Origin of the sequence: Amycolatopsis sp. lyj-108, assembly GCF_046549005.1 — a bacterium.
In the GTDB taxonomy this organism is placed as follows: domain Bacteria; phylum Actinomycetota; class Actinomycetes; order Mycobacteriales; family Pseudonocardiaceae; genus Amycolatopsis.
In genome coordinates this window covers 179,177-200,302 of sequence record NZ_JAJPWQ010000014.1, presented here as the reverse complement: position 1 = coordinate 200,302, position 21,126 = coordinate 179,177, and the positions used below count along the sequence as shown (strand labels likewise).

18 protein-coding genes and 1 riboswitch are annotated in these 21,126 nt (G+C 70.2%); of the genes, 11 read left to right on the top strand and 7 right to left on the bottom strand.

The window, feature by feature from the left end:
• Window positions 1-32: 32 nt before the first annotated feature.
• On the top strand, window positions 33-875 hold the full coding sequence (locus tag ACLJO0_RS38050; protein WP_410584302.1) for a hypothetical protein: 843 nt from the start codon (window positions 33-35) through the stop codon (window positions 873-875).
• A complete protein-coding gene (fahA, locus tag ACLJO0_RS38045) occupies window positions 872-2,047 on the top strand; it encodes a fumarylacetoacetase (RefSeq protein ID WP_410584300.1) in 1,176 nt (391 codons plus the stop codon). Before ACLJO0_RS38050 ends, fahA begins: the two co-directional genes overlap by 4 nt.
• Window position 2,048: 1 nt before the next feature.
• On the opposite strand, the gene ACLJO0_RS38040 is transcribed toward fahA, so the two are convergent.
• From ACLJO0_RS38040 to ACLJO0_RS38015, 6 genes are read right to left on the bottom strand one after another with little or no spacing between them, the layout of a single operon-like run.
• Window positions 2,049-3,356, bottom strand: coding sequence for an ABC transporter substrate-binding protein (locus tag ACLJO0_RS38040; RefSeq protein WP_410584298.1), 1,308 nt, complete (start codon window positions 3,354-3,356; stop codon window positions 2,049-2,051).
• A complete protein-coding gene (locus ACLJO0_RS38035) occupies window positions 3,353-4,354 on the bottom strand; it encodes a branched-chain amino acid ABC transporter permease (protein ID WP_410584296.1) in 1,002 nt (333 codons plus the stop codon). Before ACLJO0_RS38035 ends, ACLJO0_RS38040 begins: the two co-directional genes overlap by 4 nt.
• Before the next feature lies 1 nt (window position 4,355).
• Window positions 4,356-5,234, bottom strand: a complete 879-nt coding sequence (locus ACLJO0_RS38030) for a branched-chain amino acid ABC transporter permease (RefSeq protein WP_410584294.1) — start codon at window positions 5,232-5,234, stop codon at window positions 4,356-4,358.
• Window positions 5,235-5,245: 11 nt separating this feature from the next.
• Entirely contained in the window at window positions 5,246-5,950 is a 705-nt protein-coding gene (locus ACLJO0_RS38025; protein ID WP_410584292.1) for an ABC transporter ATP-binding protein, read from the bottom strand.
• The gene (locus ACLJO0_RS38020; protein ID WP_410584290.1) at window positions 5,937-6,707 is read right to left on the bottom strand and encodes an ABC transporter ATP-binding protein; all 771 of its coding nucleotides are present in this window, start codon (window positions 6,705-6,707) and stop codon (window positions 5,937-5,939) included. The genes ACLJO0_RS38025 and ACLJO0_RS38020 overlap by 14 nt, the downstream gene beginning before the upstream one ends.
• A gap of 59 nt (window positions 6,708-6,766) precedes the next feature.
• Window positions 6,767-7,624, bottom strand: a complete 858-nt coding sequence (locus tag ACLJO0_RS38015; RefSeq protein WP_410584288.1) for an alpha/beta hydrolase family protein — start codon at window positions 7,622-7,624, stop codon at window positions 6,767-6,769.
• 140 nt (window positions 7,625-7,764) lie between these two features.
• On the opposite strand from ACLJO0_RS38015, the gene ACLJO0_RS38010 reads away from it, so the two are divergent.
• The 3 genes from ACLJO0_RS38010 (at window position 7,765) to ACLJO0_RS38000 (ending at window position 11,673) form a co-directional block, all read left to right on the top strand.
• Complete coding sequence (locus tag ACLJO0_RS38010) at window positions 7,765-8,361, top strand: QsdR family transcriptional regulator (RefSeq protein ID WP_396554959.1); 597 nt, start codon at window positions 7,765-7,767, stop codon at window positions 8,359-8,361.
• 48 nt (window positions 8,362-8,409) lie between these two features.
• Window positions 8,410-10,776, top strand: coding sequence for a helix-turn-helix transcriptional regulator (locus tag ACLJO0_RS38005; protein WP_410584285.1), 2,367 nt, complete (start codon window positions 8,410-8,412; stop codon window positions 10,774-10,776).
• Between the two features lie 69 nt (window positions 10,777-10,845).
• Window positions 10,846-11,673, top strand: coding sequence for an LLM class F420-dependent oxidoreductase (locus ACLJO0_RS38000; RefSeq protein ID WP_410584283.1), 828 nt, complete (start codon window positions 10,846-10,848; stop codon window positions 11,671-11,673).
• 95 nt (window positions 11,674-11,768) lie between these two features.
• On the opposite strand, the gene ACLJO0_RS37995 is transcribed toward ACLJO0_RS38000, so the two are convergent.
• Window positions 11,769-12,773 (bottom strand): prenyltransferase/squalene oxidase repeat-containing protein, encoded by a 1,005-nt coding sequence (locus ACLJO0_RS37995; RefSeq protein ID WP_410584281.1) that lies wholly within the window; start codon window positions 12,771-12,773, stop codon window positions 11,769-11,771.
• 186 nt (window positions 12,774-12,959) lie between these two features.
• Window positions 12,960-13,027, top strand: a riboswitch (cobalamin riboswitch).
• 90 nt (window positions 13,028-13,117) lie between these two features.
• On the opposite strand from ACLJO0_RS37995, the gene ACLJO0_RS37990 reads away from it, so the two are divergent.
• Genes ACLJO0_RS37990 through ACLJO0_RS37965 form a run of 6 tightly spaced genes read left to right on the top strand, consistent with a single transcriptional unit; the run spans window position 13,118 to window position 20,594 of the window.
• Complete coding sequence (locus tag ACLJO0_RS37990) at window positions 13,118-15,559, top strand: hypothetical protein (RefSeq protein ID WP_410584279.1); 2,442 nt, start codon at window positions 13,118-13,120, stop codon at window positions 15,557-15,559.
• Complete coding sequence (locus tag ACLJO0_RS37985) at window positions 15,556-16,134, top strand: flagellar hook-length control protein FliK (protein ID WP_410584277.1); 579 nt, start codon at window positions 15,556-15,558, stop codon at window positions 16,132-16,134. The genes ACLJO0_RS37990 and ACLJO0_RS37985 overlap by 4 nt, the downstream gene beginning before the upstream one ends.
• On the top strand, window positions 16,131-17,060 hold the full coding sequence (locus ACLJO0_RS37980) for an ABC transporter substrate-binding protein (RefSeq protein WP_410584275.1): 930 nt from the start codon (window positions 16,131-16,133) through the stop codon (window positions 17,058-17,060). The genes ACLJO0_RS37985 and ACLJO0_RS37980 overlap by 4 nt, the downstream gene beginning before the upstream one ends.
• Entirely contained in the window at window positions 17,060-18,172 is a 1,113-nt protein-coding gene (locus ACLJO0_RS37975) for an energy-coupling factor transporter transmembrane component T (protein WP_410584273.1), read from the top strand. The genes ACLJO0_RS37980 and ACLJO0_RS37975 overlap by 1 nt, the downstream gene beginning before the upstream one ends.
• A complete protein-coding gene (locus ACLJO0_RS37970) occupies window positions 18,169-19,764 on the top strand; it encodes an ABC transporter ATP-binding protein (RefSeq protein ID WP_125795271.1) in 1,596 nt (531 codons plus the stop codon). Before ACLJO0_RS37975 ends, ACLJO0_RS37970 begins: the two co-directional genes overlap by 4 nt.
• On the top strand, window positions 19,761-20,594 hold the full coding sequence (locus tag ACLJO0_RS37965; protein WP_125795272.1) for an ECF transporter S component: 834 nt from the start codon (window positions 19,761-19,763) through the stop codon (window positions 20,592-20,594). The genes ACLJO0_RS37970 and ACLJO0_RS37965 overlap by 4 nt, the downstream gene beginning before the upstream one ends.
• Window positions 20,595-21,126 lie beyond the last annotated feature (532 nt).

Here is a 21,126-nt window from a genome sequence, read left to right as displayed (position 1 = left end):
AAAGTGTGAACTAAATCGGCGAGGAGGAGACCATGGTGGACGGCGGACGGATTCCCGCGCTCTTCGCCGGGTTGTGCGACGACGCCGCGGTGTTCCCGCCGGGGCTGGCCCCGCTGCCGGACGCCGTCGCGGCGCACGACGAGCACGTCTCCGCCTGGTACTCCGGCCTGGTCGGCCCGCTCGTCCTAGCCGCCACCGCGCTCGGCGACCTCGCCGAAGTCCTGGGTGACAGGGAGACGCCACTGCCGGTCTCGGTGACCCTGCCCGGCGGGCCCGCGCAGCTCGACGGCGTGCTCGACGCAGTGGAGAAGCTCCCGGTGAACCTCGACGCGCTCGAGATCGCCGTCCCGGAGGGGATGGGCCCGGACGAGGTGCTCGCCGCGATTTCCGGCGCCACCGCACCGGTTTTCGTCGAGATCCCGCGTGACGACCGGCGTCTTCCGTTGCTGACCGCCCTTTCCGGCACCGGCCACCGCGCGAAGTTCCGCACCGGCGGCGTCCGGGCCGACCTGTACCCGGGCGAAGCCGAACTCGCCGCCGCGGTCCGGGCGGCCGTCGGGGCGGGCGTTCCGTTCAAGGCCACCGCCGGGCTGCACCACGCCCTCCGCAACACCGATCCGGAGACCGGCTTCGAACAGCACGGCTTCCTCAACCTGATGCTCGCCGCGGACGCCGTCCTCACCGATGGCGACGTCGAAGCCGTTCTCGCCGAACGAGACGGCGCCGTCATCGCCGGACGGCTTCGGGCACTGGACGCGGATCGCGTCGCCGCCGTCCGCGCGGCGTTCACGTCGTTCGGCACCTGCAGCATCACCGACCCCCTGACCGAACTGGCCGGATTCGGCCTGCTCGAGGCGCCCCGAGGAGAGGCATGACCACGATCGACATCCCCGCAGGCTCGCTGTTCGGGATCGACAACCTGCCGTACGGCGTGTTCTCCGTCGACGGCGGTTCCCCGCGCGTCGGCGTGCGCGTCGGCGACTCCGTTCTCGACCTGGCCGCGGCGCTCGGCGATGACGTCTTCGCCGCGCCGACGCTGAACCCGTTCATGGCGCAGGGATACGACCGCTGGGTGGCGGTCCGGGAGCGGATCCGCGGCCTGGTCGCCGGCGAGGTCCCCGACGGCGCGGTCCACGCGATCGAACAGGTGACCCTCCACCTGCCGATCGAGGTCGCGGACTACGTCGACTTCTACGCCTCCGAGCATCACGCCTCGAACGTCGGCAGGTTGTTCCGCCCGGACGCGGAACCGTTGCTGCCCAACTGGAAACACCTCCCGGTCGGCTACCACGGACGGTCCGGCACGGTCCTGGTCTCCGGTACGGACATCGTGCGCCCGAGCGGCCAGCGCAAGGCCCCCGCCGACACGGCGCCGGCGTTCGGCCCGAGCACGCGGCTGGACATCGAGGCCGAGATGGGCTTCATCGTCGGCACCGGAACCCCGCTGAACGCCCCGATCACCCCGGATTCCTTCCCCCGCCACGTTTTCGGCGCCGTCCTGCTCAACGACTGGTCGGCCCGCGACATCCAGGCGTGGGAATACGTTCCGCTGGGCCCGCACCTCGGCAAGAGCTTCGCGACGTCGATCTCGCCTTGGGTGGTGCCGATCCTGGCGCTGGAGGCCGCGCGGATCCCGCTGCCCGGCCAGACGGATCCGGAACCGCTGCCGTACCTGCGGGAAAGCGACCCCTGGGGCCTCGACATCGACCTGGTCATCGCATGGAACGGCGAGGAGGTCAGCCGCCCGCCCTTCCGCGAGATGTACTGGTCGCCCGCGCAGATGCTCGCCCACCTGACGGTCAACGGCGCCTCCTCGCGCACGGGCGACCTCTACGGCTCCGGCACGATCTCCGGACCGGAGAAGCACCAGCGCGGTGCGTTCCTCGAATTGTCCTGGGGCGGCAAGGAACCGCTCACGGTCAAGGGGGAGGAGCGCACCTTCCTGCTGGACGGCGACGAGGTCGTGATCACCGGGACCGCGCCCGGCGCGAACGGCTCGCGGATCGGGTTCGGCGAGGTGCGGGGACGCGTGCTGCCCGCGGGGTGACTCAGCTACCCGGAATCCCGTTGGGCGGCGGCCCGTCGTTCGCGGCGGAGTCGTCCGCCTTGATGGGCGCGTCGCCGAGGTCGGTCACCAGTACCGGTGTCAGATCCTTGCCGACGCCTCCCTTGAGCTCGACCACCGACATCCCGGAGATGCCGAGGTGGCTGTCGGCGGAATAGCGGAACGGCGCCAGACCCGGTCCCTCGAACGTCTTCCCGGACTGCTGGACCGCCTCGACGAGGCGCTCGCGCGTCAGGTCCTTTCCGGCCGCCTGCAACGTTTGGACGAACGTGTACGCCTGCGCCATCCCGTAGACGCGGTAGTTCGTCAGGTCGCCGCCCTTGCCGTGCGCCTTCCAGACGTTCTGCCACAGCTTCGTCCACGCGTTGTCCGGCGCGTCGACACCCGGCAGGTACTCGGTGGTGATCACGCCGTCGATGAGCGACGCGCCGTTGGTGACCTTGCCTTCGGAGAACCGCGCGAGCAGCGAGCCGACGAGCGCGGGATCGGAGCCGACGTTGCTGTAGACCCACTTCGGCTTGAACCCGATCTTCAGCGAGGCCAGCTGCGAAAGCGCGGTGTACGACGGAACGGTGAAGCCCAGCACCAGATCCACGCCCGCGGCCTTGAGTTTCGCGATCTGCGGCGCGATGTCGGTGTTGCCGGGGGAGTACTTCGCGACCTCCACGATCTGGTCGCCGAGGTACCGCCGCGCGCCCTTCTCGCCGTCGCGGCCGAAGTCGTCGTCCTGGAGGAACAGGCCGACCTTGGCGTTCGGCAGGTTCTTCCGCACCCAGTCGCCGATGATCTTGCCTTCGATCTCGTAGTCCGGCTGCCAGCCGAAGGTGACCGGCGCCTTCTTCGGATCGTCGCCCCAGCGCAGCGAACCCGACGACACGAACAGGTCCGGCACCTTCGAGGTGTTCAGGAACTCGACGACGGCGCTGTGCGTCGGCGTGCCGAGCCCACCGACCATCGCGAAGATCTCGTCCTTGAGCACCAGTTCGTTGGTGACGGCGCTGGTGTTGGTCGGGTTGTAGCCGTCGTCCTTCACCACGAACTCGATCTTGCGGCCGTTGACGCCGCCGTTCGCGTTCACGTAGTCGTAGTAGGCCTGATGTCCGCTCGGGATCTCGCTGTAGCCCGGCGCGGCGACGCCGGTCAGCGGGAAATGCGCGCCGATCTTGATGGTCGTGTCGGTGATGCCGACCGTCGAGCCCTTCTGTTCGCCCTCGGGTCTGCCGCCCGCGCCGCAGGCGGCGGTGACCGTGACGGCCAGGAAGACGGCCACGGCCTTGGTCCAGCGTTTCATGAACTTCTCCTAGAGTGGATGAGTTTCCGCAGCCCGCCGGCGAGGCCGGCGGGTGCGAGCAGCACGATCAGGACGGTGACCAGGCCGTAGATCAACGGCGCCAGATGCGCGGCCTGCACGTCGGAGAGGCCGAGATCCGTGCCCGCGCCGGTCACCAGCGGCGGCAGGAAGGTCAGCAGCGCCGCCCCGGCGAGTGCTCCGGTGAGGCTCCCGAGACCGCCGAGCACCACCGCGGACACCAGCAGCAGCGACAACGTCAGCGCGAACCCGCTCGGCGCCGCGAGCCGCGCCGACAACGCCATGAGCGCTCCGGCCAGCCCCGCGCAGCCCGCGCTGACGACGAACGCCCGCACCCGCGTGCGGCCGAGGTCGATCCCGGCCAGTTCGGCGGCCACGTCCTCGTCGCGCACCGCCCGCCAATCACGTCCGACACGGCTGCGGGACAGGTTCGCCAGCAGCACGAACACGACGATCACCGCGAGCCACGAAAGGTAGGCGAGATAGCGGATCGACGTGAGATCCTGGCCGGTGACGAAGTACGCGGCGTCGGCCAGCCAGCCGGGTATCCCCGGCATGCGCACGGGCAAGCCCTGCTCGCCGCCGAGCGCCTCACCGAAGAACAACGGGATCCCGGGTACGGCGACGGCGAGCGCCAGTGTCGCCCCGGCGAGGTACGGACCGTGCAGCCTGGCCGCGGCGACCCCCACGAGCGCCCCGACGGCGAGCGTGATCACCACCGCGAGCAGCAGGATCACCGGCAGCGGCAAGACCGCCGACTTCAGCAGGAGCGCCGTCGAGTACGCGCCGACGGCCATCAGAGCACCGTGCCCGAGCGAGAGCTGCCCGTTGAGTCCGGTGAGGACGGTCAGGCCGCCCGCCGCGATCGCGAGATACGCCATCGTGGTGAATTGCGCGGTGAGGAACGGCCCGGAAGTCTCCAGGACGAGTACGACGACGACCAGCGCGGCGAGCGCGCCCAGCAGATGACCGCGCAGCAAGTCAGACCCTCCGTTCACGGACGACGGCGAAGAGGCCGCCGGGTTTGAGCAGCAGCACCACCATGAGCAGCACGAGCGCGGCGAGCGGCACCAGTTCCGCGCCGACGTAACCGCTCACCAGGCTCAACGACAGGCCGAGGACGACACCGCCGACGACCGCGCCGACCGGGCTGTCCAGCCCGCCCAGCACGGCGGCGACGAAGCCGTACACCACCACACCGTCCATATAGGACGGATGGACGAGGCCGCCGCCGGCGATCAGCAGGCCCGACAGCGAACCGGCGAGAGCGGCCAGCGCCCAGCCGAGGGTGAGCATCCGCCCGACCCGCACACCGAGCAGGCGGGCCACTTCCCGGTCGAACGCCGCGGCCCGCATCCGCAGGCCGAGGTCGGTACCACGGAACAGCACCACGAGCCCGATCAGCACGACGCCGACGGCGGCGATGGTGAACACGCCGAATCCGGTCAGCGCGATCGTCGTGTCGCCGACCCGGAACCCGGTGAGCCCGAACGGCGCCGGGAACGAGCGGTACCGCGAGCCGAACACCAGCGCCGCCAGCGCGTGCAACACGATGAACAACCCCAGGGTGAGGATGACGGCGTTGATCTCGGCCTTGCCGTCGACGAACCGGACGACGAAGCGTTCCACCAGCGCGCCGAGCACGAGCCCGGAAATCAGGGCCACGGCGAAACCGGCCCAGTACGACCAGCCGGCGTCGATCAGGACCAGCGCCAGGTAGGTGGTGATCATCGCCATCGGCGCCTGCGCGAAGTTCACGATCCGCGTCGCCCGCCAGATCAGCACCAGCGCCAGCGCGAACGCGGCGTACACCACGCCCAGTGTCAGGCCGGTGAGCGCGGTGGTGAGCAGTTGCTGCACAGTGCTCCCTTTCAGAATCCGAGGTAGGCGTGCCGGAGGTCGTCGTCCGCGACGAGCGCGGCCGCGTCCCGCCGGACGACGACCTCGCCGAGGTTGAGCACGACGCCGTGGTCGGCGATGGACAGCGCGCTGCGCGCGTTCTGCTCGACCAGCACGACGGCCAGTCCCTCGTCGTGGACGAGACCGCGCAGCAGGCCGAAGATCCGCGCCACGATCCGGGGCGCGAGCCCCAAGGACGGCTCGTCCAGCAGCAGCACCTTCGGCCGGGAAAGCAGTGCGCGGCCGATGACCAGCATCTGCCGTTCCCCGCCGGAAAGGACGTGCGCGGAACCGTTCTTGCGGTCGGCGAGCGCCGGGAAGAGGTCGTAGATCCGACGGAGATCGGCCGCCGACGCGCGGCCGCGTGCCCCGAGGGCTCCGAGCCGTAAGTTCTCCTCGACGGTCAGTTCAGCCAGTACGCCGCGGCCTTCGGGCACGTGCGCGAGCCCGAGCGCGGGAAGGTCCTCTGTGGACACTCGGCTCAGATCCCGGCCCGCGAGTGAGACGCTGCCGCCCGTCGGGCGTACGAGTCCGGAGATGGTCCGCAGCAAGGTGGTCTTGCCCGCGCCGTTCGCGCCGAGCACCGCGGTGATCTCGCCTTCCGCGGCCGAAAGGCTCACGGAATCGAGCGCGCGCACCGGGCCGTAGCTCGCCGAAAGGTTCTCAACGGTCAGCACCGGCCACCTCCTCGCCGAGGTACGCCGCCTGGACCGCCGGGTCCGCGCGGATCTCGTCCGGTGTCCCGCGGGCGATGACCCTGCCGAAGTCCAGCACCACGATCTCGTCGCAGACGCCCATCACCAGATCCATGTGGTGCTCCACGAGCATCACCGACATGCGTTCGGTCAGCCCGCGGACCAGTTCGCCGACCTCGGTGATCTCCGCCGACGACAGGCCGCCCGCCGGTTCGTCCAGCAGCAGCAGATCCGGTTCGGCAGCCAGCGCTCGCGCCAGGGCGACCCTTTTCCGCACCGGATAAGGAAGAGCGGCGGGATAGCGATGCGCGACGTCGGCGATGCCGAACTCCTCCAACCGCGCCATCGCCCGTTCGGCCAGCGCCTTCTCGCTTTTCGTCATTCCCAGCAACGAAGTCCAGAAGCCGGACTTCGCATGCCTTCCCGCGCCGACGAGCACGTTCTCCAGCACGGTCATCCGGTCGAACAGGCCGAGTTCCTGCAGGCTGCGGGCGATGCCGAGGCCGGCGAGGTGATGCGGGCGCAGCCGCCGCAGTTCCGTGCCGCGCCAGGTCAGCGTGCCGGTGTCCGGGCGGACGAACCCGCACGCGACGTTGAACAGCGTGGTCTTGCCCGCCCCGTTCGGGCCGATCACGCCGAGCACCCGGCCGGGTGCGGCGCTCAGGGAGACGTCCGACAGGGCGACGAGACCACCGAAGGTCACCGACACGCCGGACATCTCGAAGGTCGACAGGGTCACGCAGGAACTCCCAACGGAGAGAGGAGGTCCCGGCGCGGGTGCGCCGGGACCCAAGACACTCAGGCGTGCGGACACGTGTCCCGGTAGTCGCTGATCGTGCGGTCGTCCGGGGCGGGGCAGAGGAACTGTTCGTAGCGGGTGTCGTTGTCCACGAACCGCTTCAGCCACGAGATCGTGTACTTGGCCATGGTCGTGTTCGCGGTGTTCGGGAAGAAGTGGCTCGCGTTGTCCAGTTCCATGTACGCCTTCTCCGCCGAAGCGGGAATGCTGGTGTAGAACGGGATCGAGTGCGACGACACCGGCGCGACCGAGTCGGACTCGCCGCCGACGATGAACGTCGGCACCCGCAGCGAGGACCACGACTTCTGGGTGTTCCACGGCGCCAGCGGCACCGCGGCCTGCAGCGAAGGCCGGTCCTGCGCCGCTTCGAGCGAACCGCCGCCGCCCATCGAGTGGCCCGCCACCGCGAGCCTGGTGGTGTCGACGCGGGACCGGACGGTGCTGCGCTGGGTCAGGTAGTCGAGCGCGGCCAGCAACTGGTCGCCGCGGCTCTCGGGCTGGTCGTAGATCGTGTTGGTGTCGATCGTGAACACCACGAAGCCCTGCGACGCCAGTCGCGGGCCCATCCACGCGATGCTCGACTGGGACGCGGTGTATCCCGGCGAGATGGCGACCGCGCCGAACGTGCCCTGCGTGGTGCTGGTGGGGTAGTAGATGGTGCCGCCGCCGAACCCGCTGACGGCCAGGCTCGAAACGGAGGTCTGCGACACCGCGAACGAGCCGCGGGAGGCTTCGATGGTGCTTTCCGTCGGGTCCGGGCCTCGTTCGTAGGGATTCTCGGCGGCGTAGGCCGTGGGAGCGATAGTGAGTGCCGCGACGGTGGCCAGTCCACAAAGGATCCGGGTCGTACTACGCATGGTGCCCTCTCCGTTCGCCGTTGAACACAGTCCGTGGTGATGGACTGTGGCAAACGGCCGGAGGGGGCTGCATCGGTGAAATCGCCAGTCTTGATCCGCGACCGCCCCCGCCGGGCCGGTCGCCCGTACGATCGGCGATCGTGAACCCCTCAGCCGAGGACATAGTCCGCACCGCGGCGCGGTGGATCGATCGCGGTGTCCGCGTCGACACCTCCGCCTTCGCCCAGGACCTCGGCATCTCGCGCAGCACCCTGTTCCGCCGCGTCGGCAACCGGGAAGACCTGCTCGGTGATGCCCTCTACTACCTGTCCGAGCGCACCCTGACGGCCGCCGCGCGCACCTGGGAGCGCGAAGAGGGCGACGTGGTGCGCAACGCGGCCGGTGAACTGCGCTGTCTTTCGATCATGCGCGAGTACCGGTCCGTGCTGGCGGCGAGCGCCGGGTTCCGGCGCTTCCTCGACGACGAGCCGGTGCTGGCGATCCGGCTGCTGACCGACCCGGACGGACGCGTCCAGCCGAGGGTGATCGCGGCCCACGTCGAGCTGCTTCGCCGCGACGTCGAGGACGGCGGTTTCGTGCCCGCGGTCGGCCTGGACAGCCTCTGTTACGCGATCGTGCGGCTCGGGGAGGCCTTCCTGTACTCGGACGTCCTCGCCTCCAGGACACCCGATCTCGACGCGGCGTCGACACTGCTCGGAGCCCTCGTGGAAGGACGGGTGCCGAGCAGGACCTTGTGAAACACTTGCGCCTGGTGTTTCATCGAGAGGGATCTCGAGGAGGCGCCGATGCCTGTGTACCCGCTGCGGGGCAGGGACGACCTCTTCGGCGGGCTGCGGTCGCCCGCCGGCCGTGCCGTGTTGGTCCACGGAACGGAGGGGCTCGGTAAATCGGCCCTGCTCACCGCGTTGCGCGCCACCCTCGGCGTCCGTCTCGTCGGGGTGCGGGGCCTGCGGGCCGAAAGCACGCTGCCGTATGGCGCCCTGCATCGGATGTTCGGCGCGTCCGTCTCCAGCGGCGCGGAGGCCAGAGACCGGCTCGGTGCCGTTTCGGCGCCGACGATCTGCTGGGTCGACGACGCGCAGTGGGTCGATCCGGAATCCTTGGCGGCCTTGGGTTTCGCGGGCAGGCGGTTGGCCGGGGCCCCGGTCGGCATGGTGCTCGCGTCGCGATCCGGATCCGACGAGTTCGACTCCGTCGAGCTGCCGCCGTTGACCGAATCCGCCGCCGACCTGGTGTTGCGCGATCGCGGCGTGCCCGCCGGGGTACGCCCGCAGCTGGTCGAGCTCGGCGACGGGAACCCCGCCGATCTCGTCGCGCTGGCGGCTTCGTTGACGCCCGCGCAGGCGGCGGGACGGGAGCCGGTGTCGCCGATCCTTCGGGAGCGCTTGCCTCGCTACGCGGCCGAGCTCGGCGCGATGCCGCTCGACGAGCGTCTCCGGTTCCTCGCCACCTGCATGGACTCTTCCGCGAGGAAGGCGACGTGGTACGCGGCGGCGTCACCGGCCGACCGCAGGGCGGCGCACGCACGGCTGGCCTCCGCCGAGGAGGGGCCCGACGCGCTGTGGCATCGCGCGATGGCGGCCGCCACGCCGTCCGCGCCACTCGCCGACGCGCTCGCCGCCGCACCGGCGGCGGATCACGCGGCCGCGGCGCGGCAGCTGGAACGCGCCGCCGCCCTGACCGCCGATCCGGCCACCCGGGCGGACCGGTTGCTGGCCGCCGCGGACGCGGCGTGGCAGGCGGGAAGACCAGGGTGGGCTCGTCTGCTGCTGTCCAAAGTGGACAAAAAGCCGGGCGCGGTGGCGTTGCTGCACGGGGAGATCGAGCTGCGCGACGGCGATCCCGCCGTCGCCACCCACGAACTCGGGACGGCTGCGGAACTCCTGCCCGATCCGGCCGCCGCGCTCCTGCTGGCGGGCGAGGCACGGCGGCTCGGCGGCGACCTGAGCGGCTACCGGGCGCTCGCGCGGACGGTCCCCGTCGGCGAGGGACTGGCCTTCTCGCATTTCCGTGGTCTGACGTCGGTCTACGCCGGACGTCACGACGACGCCGTCGTCCCGCTGAACGAGGCCGTCGGCCGGGGGATGGCCGGAGCGGACGTCGCCGGAGCCGTCTGGGCCGCCGAAGCGGCCTTCGCCCGCGGGCATGCCGAACGGGCGCACGAATACGCGGCCGCCGCCGTGAGCCGCGCGCGGCTCGGCAAACGGCACGCGGAACTGCCGTGGGCGTTGATCTACCTGTCGCTTTCGGCCATCGCGCTCGACCGGATCCCGTGCGCGCGGGCGGCGTCCCGCGACGGTCTGCACGCGCCCCACAACCTGCGGATGGAACATCTGACGTTGCTGGGGCTGGCCGCCGCGCTCCTCGGCGACCGCGTACCGGAACTGGACGAGGCGACCGAAGGCATCGCCGAACGCGGTCTCGGCAGGCCCGCCGCCGTCGCCGCGTGGGCGAACGCCTGTCTGGATCTGGCCGAAGACCGGCCCGACGACGCCCTGAGCAGGCTCGAAGATCTCGCTTCGGGCGTCTCCGGCGACCAGCCGGTGATCCGGGTGCTGGCCACTCCGCAACTCGTCGAGGCCGCCGTCAGTTCCGGACGGCCCGAACGGGCCCTGGCCGCGCTGGAGGTGTTCGACCGCTGGACCCTGGCCGGAGCGGAACCCTGCTGGCTCGCGCTGAGCCACCGCTGCCACGCGCTGACCACGCCGGATCCGGAGACCGCGGAACGGCGTTTCCGGCTGGCCATCGACGCGCACCGGCGGGCGGGTGGCGCGGTGGAACTCGCCAGGACCCGGTTCGCGTACGCCACCCTGCTGCGCCGTCACCGGCGGACCCGGGACGCGCGCGACCAGTTCCGCGATGCCCTGCGCGGCTTCGAAAACGTCGGCGCGAAGCGGTTCGCCGAACGGGCTCGCGCCGGGCTGCGCGCCACCGGCGAGACCGTCGACGTGCCGCACCGATCGCTCGCCGGGCTCACGCCGCAGCAGGACGCCATCACCCGGCTGGTCGCGGCGGGGGAGACGAACAAGGAGATCGCGCGGCGGCTGGTGATCAGCCACCGGACGGTGGATCACCACCTGCGGAACATCTTCACCGCACTGGGCGTCCGGTCCCGCGTGGAACTCGCGCGCCGCGTCGCCGCCGGCGAATGACACGCCACCTGGACCGGCGTCTTTCGGCGTGGCGGAATACTCACCCCGGTCCTGGAGTCGTAGCCGAGTATGGACTTCGGTATCGCGACTTCAGTGACCGACGAAGGAATCCGGCCGCACGTACTGGCCGCGGCGTTGGAGGAGAAAGGCTTCGACTCCCTCTACCTCCCCGAACACTCCCACATCCCGGTCAGCCGGGAGAGTCCGTACCCCGGCGGTGAGCTGCCGCGAGGGGCCCTCCGCAATCTCGACCCGTTCATGGCGCTGGCCGCCGCCGCGACCGTCACCTCGACCCTCCGCCTCGGCACCGCGGTCGCCCTGATGATCCAGCGAGATGTGCTCTATACGGCCAAGGAGATCGCCAGCCTTGACCTGCTTTCCAACGGACGGGTGATCTTCGGCGTGGGAGCGGGCTGGAACATCGAGGAGATGCGCAACCATGGCGTCGAGCCGCGGACACGGGGCGCGCTGCTGACCGAACAACTCCAGGCGCTCAAGGAGATCTGGACCAAGGACGAGGCGGAGTTCCACGGAAAGCACATCGACTTCGACCCGGTCTACTCCTGGCCGAAACCGGTGCGGAAACCGCATCCGCCGATCTACGTCGCGGGCCAGGGGCCTGCGGGCCTCAAACGGCTCGCCGAGCACGCCGACGGCTGGCTGCCGCATTCCGTGACACCGCCGGAGGAATTGCGCCGGGTCCGGTCCTGGCTCGCCGACCAGGGCCGCGAGGACGTCCGGATCAGTGTGTTCGGCGCCCCGGCCGATCCCGGGTTGCTGCGACGCCTCGCCGACGCCGGGGCCGACGAGGTCTCGCTCATCCTGCCGACGTTGCCCGAAGCCGAAACCCTGGAGCGTCTCGACGAGTTGGCCAAGACCGTCGAGGCGCTCCGCTGACCGGACCTGCCCTCGAAGGCGTAACTCGCGTGATCAGAGGCGTGATTCGTGTGTTACGCCTCTGATCACGCGAGTTCCGTCTCTGATCACGCGAGTTACGGGCAGGCGAGGACCGGGGCCTGCGGACGGCCGCCGCCGTGCAGGTCGCTCAGCGGGACCCTGGCCAGGCCGAGGATCGCCTGCGCGGTCGCGCGCGGGGCGGTCGACGGGTTCAGGCCCGTGGCGTCGTAGGCGATCGCGCCGCGGTCCGCCTCGGCGCCGGCGCAGCCGGTCTGCAGTGACCGCAGGAATTCCCGCGCCTTGACCGCGGCGGCGGGACGGTGCCCGGCCAGCGCCTGCGCGGCGAGTCCGGTGCTGTTGGCGTTCGGCGCGTTGGTGGCGAAACCGAAGCCGCCGTTCGGGTGCTGCTTGGTGACCAGCCAGGAGGTGCCCTCGCCGGCGTTCACCGGGTCACCGGTGGCGCGCAAGGCCTGCACGACCGTCGCGGTCGCGTCGACGTCGCTCGTGCACGTCGCTTCGCCGAAGTTCAGGGGGAAGCCGCCGTCGGGGCACTGGGTGCCCGCGAGGTACGTCACGGCCTGCTCCGGGACGTCGCCGGTGCGGTCCAGCGCCAGCAGGGCGAGCGACTGCGAAAGAGCGTTGGAGTAGTCGCCGTATTCGGAGCGGTCGGAGAACCGGCCGGACGGCGTGAGCAACGAAAGCAGACCCGCCTTCAGATCGACGCCGCCGAACGACGCCGGGTTCTTGCCGCGAACCTGCGCGGCGAGCAGCAGTTTCGCGTGCGCGCCCGCGTACGCCTCGGTGCCGCTGCCGACGTAGCCCGTGGTGATCTCCGGTTTGGCCAGCCAGGCGGTCGCCTTGCCCGCGTTCGTGTCCGACACCCCGGCCGCGGCGAACGCGAAGATCGCGTCGATCGTCAAACCCTGGTCGGGGAACTTCTGGCCGCCGAAGTCGGCCTCGAACCTTTCCCCGTCGGCCAGCTGCCTCGCGAGCCAGCCCGCGGCGGCGTCCGCCTTGTTGTGGGTGGCCGCGGCCGCTGCCGGAGCGGCGACCAGCCCGATGCCGCACACCATGGCGACAGCGAAAATCAAACGTCTCATGAGAACCCTTCCCCCAACGACCGCGATGAACGAACCGAAGAGTCTCACCCCGGCCGAGCGTCCGGGTACCGCCGGGCGCGAAGAGCCGATGTGATCCTGGCGACCGACCTGGTCAGCGGTGCCTGCCGGTGGTGATCGGGTGTTAACCTCGGCTGGCTCGACAACCGAATACCGCCGCCCGTGACGGGGAAGCCGGTCGAAATCCGGCGCTGTCGCGCAACCGTGGGCCCTTCACCAGGGCGAGCCGGGATACCGAACGGGCGGATGAACGAACCACTGTCGCGATAAACAGGGGTGACCGCGGCGTCTCACGCCTGTCCTCCGTCATGCCGCTAGGAGGAGTCATGCGCCGCCGGTCCCTCGCCGCAGTGGCGTTCGCCGTCAGTGTCGGCGTACTCGCCGCGCTGCTCACCGGGACGGCCACCGCCGCGAACGATCCCGGCGCCGCGAAGGCGAATTCCCGCTGGCTCGCGACGAAGCTGAAGCCGGACGGCACGCTCGAGAATCCCAACGGTGGCGAACTGCCAGACCACGGGCTGATGCTCGACGTGCTCTTCGCGCTGTATGCGTCGGGCGACGGCGCCAAGGCCGAGCCGATCATGAAGTTCCTGGACGACGAAGGCCACGCCACCGACTACTTCACCTGGGACGGACTGGTTCCCGGTGCCGGATACGACAAGGTCATCGTCGGGGGCTCGCTCGCCAAGACGCTGGTCGCCGCCCAGGTTTCCGGCAGGGACCCGCGAAACGTCGACGGGTACGACCTGGTCGCCGAGACCCATGCCGCGATCATGCGCAAGGGCCCCGACAAGGGCCGGATCAGCGACTACTCCAAAGATCCGGACCTCGCCGGCGCGGTGAACAACGACGCGAACTCGTTCGGCCAGGCGCTCGGCGTCATCGGGCTCGCCGCGGCGGGCGAGAACGACCGGATCGCCATCGACAGGTTGCTGGCCCAGCAATGTTCCGAGGGCTACTTCCGCCTCGTGTTCGAATACATTCCGACGAAGGAGACCGGCGACCACGTCACCCCGGACGGCCGCAAGGTCTCGACCTGCGACGAAGGCAAGCCGCTCGGCCGTTCCCCGACCGACGGCGACGCCACCGGCCTCGCGCTCTCTGCGCTGCTGGCCGCGCGGAAGGCGGGCGCGACCGGACTCGGCGCCCCGATCGCCAAGACCGTCTCGTGGCTCAAGGCGAACCAGACTTCCGGTGGCGGCTGGGGTGGTGGCGTCAGCACCGAGGCGCCGAACACCAACAGCACCGGAATGATCGTCCAGGCGCTCGCCGACGCGGGCGGCGCGGAGGCGGCGGTGGACAAGGGCGTGCGGTATCTCAAATCCGCGCAGGCGAACGCCGCAGACTCCGGCACCAAGCTCGCGGGAGACCTCGGCGCGATCGCCTACGACCCGGCTTCCTACGAGGCCGCGCGCACCTCGGGTATCGGCGGGGCCGACACCTGGATCCGCGCGGGTGCCCAGGCCTCGCTCGGGTTGTCCCAGATCGGCTTCTACGCGCTCGCGAAGGGCAAAACTCAGCCGCCGGCCAGCAGCGTCCCGGCTCCCGCGACGACCACCATCACGACGTCGGTGACGCCGCCGCCCAAACCCAAGAAAGCAGGGACGTCCACCGGCGTCCGGGTGCGGACATCGACGGCGATCGCCACGCCGGACACGGCGACACCGGCCGCCCGCCTCGGCGCCTACCTGGCGAACCGGCTCACCGACGGTGACCACGTCGAGGTGACCGAGGACGGCAAGACCTACGTCGACTACGACTCCACCGCCGACGTGGTGCTGGCCCTGCGAGCGCTGGACCAGCAGCCGGACTCGGTCGCGCGCGCGTCGCAGTTCCTGGTGAAGCCGGAAGCCGTACAGGCTTATGCCCACGGCGCGCCGTACGAGCAGCGTGAGGCGTCGTATGCCGGACCGCTCGCGAAACTCGTGCTCGTCGCCGAATTCGCCAAGGCGGACATCGCCGGGCAGTTGCGCGCCGATCTGGTGAAACTGCGTGGCAGCGACGGCAAGTTCACCGACACCGGATCGTTCGCCGACGCCGACGAGACCGTGGAGCGGCACGCTTGGGCGGTGCTCGCCACCGCCGCCGACCCCGGTCCCGCGGTCGAACTGCTCCTTTCGCGCCAGTGCGCCGACGGAACCTTTCCGAAGCACCTTGACACCGTGGAGTGCGGTTCCGGCGACCTCGCCGCGACCGCCGCCGCGGTCACCGCGCTGGCCGCCCGTCCGCACACCGACGCCGCGCCCTCGACAAGGCGCCCGGACGGCTGGAGCGAGCGGCGCGTGTCGGCGTTCGTCTCCGCGGTGGGCGCGCTCGGCGTCCGGCCGACCGGCGAGGGCATGGTCACCGGAGAGGGCGGCGAGCCGGACGTCGCGCTGAGCGCCGCCGTCGCCGCCGCGCGGCAGACCGCCGGACTCGATGCGAGCGGAACCGCGCGATCGCTGGGCGAACTGGTCCAGCCCGACGGCGGTTTGGCCAAGGGATCCGCCGGGGAGACCGATTTCCCGGCCAGTCTGGCCGCCGCGCAAGGAGTCGCGGGCCGATCGTGGCTGACCGCGGCTGATTCGCCGCTCTCGCCCGCGATCCGGCTGCCGCTGACCGAGGCGAATCCGTCCGGCGCACCGGTACTGGCCGCGGAGCAGTCCGGCTCCCCGCCGTCATGGCTGATCTGGGGGCTCGCCGGGCTGGCCGTCCTGCTGCTGCTCACCGTGATCGCACTGGTTTTCGTACTTCGCCGTTCCACCAAGAAAAAGGGGGCAACACCATGAAGAGAACGCTGGCCGTGACAACCGTCCTCATCGGACTGATCGGGCTTTCCGCCGCACCCGCGAACGCGGTCGACACCACCAAGGGCTACGCCGGGATCTGCACCGGCGCCGACGCGCTCACCGGGGTCACCGTCGTGGTCGACTTCCAGGAACTGGACGGCAATGGCGGGACCGCCGCGCCGACGATCACCCGCTGCTCGCCCAACGCCGCGCCGGGTACCGCCCGCACGGGCATCAAGGCTTTGCAGGACGCGGGAATCGCGGTCGCCGGCACCGCACGCTGGGGGCTCGCTTTCGTCTGCCGCGTGGAAGGCCGCCCGTCCGCGACGGAGACCCTCCCGCTGTCGACCAACCCCAGCTACAAGGAGGCGTGCGTCACCACTCCGCCCACCGGCGCGTACTGGGGTTACTGGCATGCGAACGGTTCCGGCTCGGCCTGGACCTACAGCACCTCCGGCGCCGTCAACCGGAACGTGACCCCCGGCGGCTTCGAGGGCTGGTCGTTCTCGCTGAACAAGTCGGCGACGACCAACCCGCCGCCCGGTGTCACGCCGAGGAACCCGGCCGTCCCGTGAGGAGGATCCTCGGCGTGGTGGCGGCGGTCTTCCTGATCGCCGCCACGGCACCGTCCGCGCACGCCGTCGACCAGGGCAAGGGATATCCCGGGTTCTGCAAGGACGGCACCGGGGTCACCGTGGTGGTCGACTTCCAGCAACTCGGCGGCACGACCATCGTGCGCTGCAATCCGCAGACCACCCGCGGCACCGGGCTGGACGCGCTCAAGGGCGCCGGTTTCCAGATCGCCGGGGTGCAGCGCTGGGGCGAGTCATTCGTCTGCCGGGTCGAGAACCGTCCTTCGGCGGCGGAGAACATCCCGGTCAGCGGCCGCGAGACGTACCGGGAGCTGTGCGTCGACACGCCTCCCGCGCAGGCCTACTGGTCCTACTGGAACGCCTCGAACAACTGCGCGTGGGACTATAGCCAGTGGGGCGTCAAGAACCGTGACTTCATCCCCGGTGGTTTCGAAGGCTGGTCGTTCTCCTTGAACGCCACGACCGACGACAACCCGGTCCCGCGGATCTCCGCGGTGCGGCCGGGTACCGAAGGCCGGCCGTGCGTGCCGCGCGAGGAGGCCAAGCCGGTCACCGGAGACCCCGGCGAGCGGCAGCGGCCGCAGCCGGGGAGCGGTCAGGCCGACGATCCGCAAGCGACGGCCGGCACTGGATCCGGCGCGGGAGAGGTCCCGACGGCGGGGCCGAGCTCCGGGGCGCTGCCGCCGCCGAAGCCGCGTCCGAGCGCGTCGGCACGGCCGAAGGCGAAGGACCCGTCGTCGAACGTCGCGTTCACCGGTGGCGAGAACGCCGAGGACGTCAACGCGGTGATCGAACGCGAGTCCGGAGCCAGCGACTGGGCGCCCTGGGCCGCCGGCGGCGCGGTACTGGCGTTGTGCGTGGCAGGATTCCTGGTGGCACGCAGACGTAAACGCGCACAAGGAGTTTGATGACGTCCTACTTCCTGCCGCGCGACCTGCATCCGGCCGCCTGGTGGGTGTGGGCGCTGGGGCTCGCCGTCGCGGCGACCCGCACGACGAACCCGTGGCTGCTGCTGACCATCGTGGCCGTCGCGGGATACGTCGTCGTCGCCCGGCGCAGTGAAGCGCCGTGGGCGCTGGCGTTCCGGCTCTACCTGTACCTCGGCGCGTTCATCGTCGCGATCCGCGTGTTCTTCCGTGTCGTGTTCGGCGGCGCCGAGGGTTCCACGATCCTCCTGCGGTTGCCGGAGATCCCGCTGCCGGAATGGGCGGCGGGGATCCGGCTCTTCGGTGACGTGTCCGCGGAATCGTTGCTGGGCGGGCTCTACGACGGGATGCGGCTGGCGGCGATGGTGATCTGCCTCGGTGCGGCCAACGCGCTCGCGAACCCGAAACGGCTGCTCAAGACGATGCCGCCGGCGTTGTACGAGGTGGGCACGGCGGTGATCGTCGCGCTGTCGGTGTTCCCACAGCTCGCCGAAAGCGTGTTGCGGGTCCGACGGGCACGCAAGCTGCGCGGCGGTTCGGGCAAGAAGAAGGTGAAGGTCCTGCACACCGTCCTCATCCCGGTGCTGGAGGACGCGCTTTCCCGTTCACTGCAGCTCGCCGCGTCGATGGACTCCCGCGGCTACGGCCGCGCGGGACTGGTCGAGGCTCGGGCGAGGCTGATCACGGGAACGCTGATGATCGTCGGCCTGATCGGCGTCTGCGTCGGCGTTTACGCCACTTTGGACGGTTCGACGCCCCGATACCTCGCCGCACCGGTGCTTTCGGCGGGATTGGTGATCGGGCTGATCGGGTTCTGGTCGGCGGGCAAGCGGGTGCGGCGTACGCGCTACCGGCCGGATCGCTGGCAGCCGCCGGAAATCCTCGTCGCGGTCAGCGGAATCGGGGTCGCGGTGATCCTGTTCGTGACCTCCAGCGTGAACTCGATGAACATGAACCCGTCGTTGATCGACCTGTCCTGGCCGTCGCTTTCGTGGGGGCCGCTGCTCGGAGTCCTGATCGGCGTGCTGCCCGCCTTCCTGACCCCGGTACCCGAACCTCCCTACGCCGCATTAGAAAAAGAAGTGCACGCATGATCGAACTGAAGAACGTCTCCTTCACCTATCACGGCCGCTCCGAACCGGTGCTGGCCGACGTGACCCTGTCCATCGGTGAAGGCGAACTCGTGCTGTTCGCGGGCCGGACGGGGGCGGGCAAGTCGACACTGCTCGGCACGATCAACGGTCTCGTCCCGCATTTCACCGGCGGCCACCTCGAAGGAACGGTCTCCGTCGACGGTGTCACGACGCGATCCCGGCCGCCGCGCGAATTCGCGCATCTGGTCGGCGTCGTCGGCCAGGACCCGCTCGCGGGTTTCGTCACCGACACGGTCGAGGACGAACTCGCGTACGGCATGGAACAACTCGGCCTGAGCCCGCAGGTGATGCGCCGCCGGGTGGAAGAGACCCTCGATCTCCTCGGCATCGCGGAGCTGCGCAGGCGCGCGCTGCGGACGCTGTCCGGCGGGCAGCAGCAACGGGTGGCGATCGGCTCGGTGCTGACCACGCATCCGAAGGTGCTGGTGCTGGACGAGCCGACGTCGGCATTGGACCCGACCGCCGCCGAGGAGGTGCTGGCGACTCTGGCCAGGCTGGTGGAGGACCTCGGCACGACGGTGCTGATGGCCGAGCACCGGATGGAACGCGTGATCCCGTTCGCGGACCGGATGATCCATGTCCCCGGCACCGGGGGAGTGATCGACGGGACGCCGCCGGAGGTGTTGCGGGACATGCCCATCGCGCCGCCGATCGTCCACTTGGGACGGTTGGCGGGCTGGGATCCGCTGCCGATGTCGGTGCGTGACGCCCGGCGGCGCGCGTCGTCGCTGTCCCTCGGTACCCCACCCGCGCGAAGCACGACCGACGGCGAAGAGTTGCTGACCGCGTCGGGGGTCGTCGTGCGGTACGGGCCGAAGGTCGCGGTGCGGGAGGTCGACCTGACCCTGCGCGCCGGCGAGGTACTGGCGATGATGGGGCGCAACGGTTCCGGCAAGTCGTCGCTGCTGTGGGCGGTGCAGGGCTCCGGCCCCCGGCAGGGTGGCAAGGTCACCGTCGAAGGCCAGGATCCGAAGACGCTGAGCAGTGCCGCGGCCCGCACACTCGTCGGCATGGTTCCGCAGACCGCGAGTGACCTGCTGTACCTGCAGACCGTCGCCGCCGAATGCGAGGCCGCCGACGCGGAATCGGGCGCGGAGCCGGGGCATTGCCGGGATCTGCTCGACAAGCTCGCTCCGGGCATCGATCCCGCGTCTCATCCCCGGGACCTTTCGGAAGGCCAGCGGCTCGCGCTCGTGCTCGCGGTGCAGTTGTCCGCCGCGCCGCGGATCATGCTGCTGGACGAACCGACCCGCGGCCTCGACTACACCGCGAAGTCGGCGCTGGCGCGGATGATCGCGTCGCTGACCGCCGAGGGCAGGGCGGTCGTCGTGGCCACCCACGACGTCGAGTTCGTCGCGACGATCGCGCACCGCGTGCTCGTGATGGCGGAAGGGGAGGTCGTCTCCGACGGCCCGACCGGCGAGGTGCTCGGCGGTTCGCCGGCGTTCGCCACGCAGATCGCCAAGATCCTCGGCGAGCCTTGGCTCACCGTCGAAGAGGTCCGATCGGCGCTGCCGCAGGAGGTCCCGTGAAGACGGCGCCCGCGGTCCGGCTGGGGCCGCGCTCGGCGACGGTACTCGGCCTCGCGTCGCTCGCGGGGCTGATGATGTTCCTCTGGCCGCTTCTGGTCCGCGTCGAACCCCAGTCGATGCAGCACGGCACGGACGCGCCGTTCGTGTTCCTCGGCATCCTGCCGATCCTGATCGTCATCGTGCTGGCCGAAATGTCCGAAGGAGGCATGGATTCCAAGGCCCTCGCGATGCTCGGCGTGCTTTCGGCGGTGAACGCGGCCCTGCGGCCCCTCGGCGCCGGGACCGCGGGTATCGAGACCGTGTTCTTCCTGCTGGTGCTGGCCGGGCGGGTGTTCGGGCCCGGGTTCGGTTTCGTGCTCGGCTGTACGTCGATGTTCGCCTCGGCGCTGCTGACCGCCGGGGTGGGACCGTGGCTGCCGTTCCAGATGATGTGCTCGGCGTGGATCGGGATGGGCGCGGGACTGCTGCCGCGCCGCGTCACCGGCAAGGCCGAGATCGCGATGCTGGTGGTGTTCGGGATCTTCGTCGCGTACGTGTTCGGATTCCTGATGAACCTGTGGTTCTGGCCGTTCATCACCGACGTCGAAGTGCCGTATCACGACGGGCACATCTCGTACGTCCCCGGCGCCCCGGTGCTGGAGAACCTGCACCGGTTCGCCGTGTTCACGCTGCTGACTTCGACCGCGGGATGGGACACGGGGCGCGCGATCACCAACGCGGTGGCGATCCTGGTGCTGGGACCCGCCGTGCTCGCCACGTTGCGCCGGGCTTCGCGGAAGGCATCCTTCGGCGTGATCCCCTCGTTCACCGACAGCGTGCCCCGCAATTAGTCACCTACTTGCGCCGAAGGGCAAACCGTGCCTCGAACGTCCACAAGGGACACTCTCGAGCGGTGAAATTTCTGGTTGATGGCTAGATGTGCGGTTTTCGATGGGGGTCGTGAGTGGCAATGGCGGTTATTGAGGGGAGAGTCAAACGTGTCGTGACACGGGGCCGGCGTCGCTTCTGCGTGGGCGTTCTCCTGGCAGTGAGGGCCTCCTTGCCTACTCTGAGGGTAGGGAAGGAGGCTTTCGCTACCGTCGGATGTGGTTCCTGGTGACGGTGGGACGGCTGTGACCTCGGCGGGGCCGGTCGGTAAGGCGTGACTCGCGTGCTTGGGGACGTAACTCACGTGCTTGGGGACGTAACTCACGTGCCTGGATGCCGCACTCGCGAGTGCGGAGTCTGAACACGCGAGTTACGTCTCTGAACACGCGAGATCCGGGTCTGAGCACGCGAGTGCGGTGTCGCGTCACCCAGACCGCCGTCTCGCCCAAGACACGACACGTTTGCCTTACCCCTCAATAGAACCCTGCTCCACCA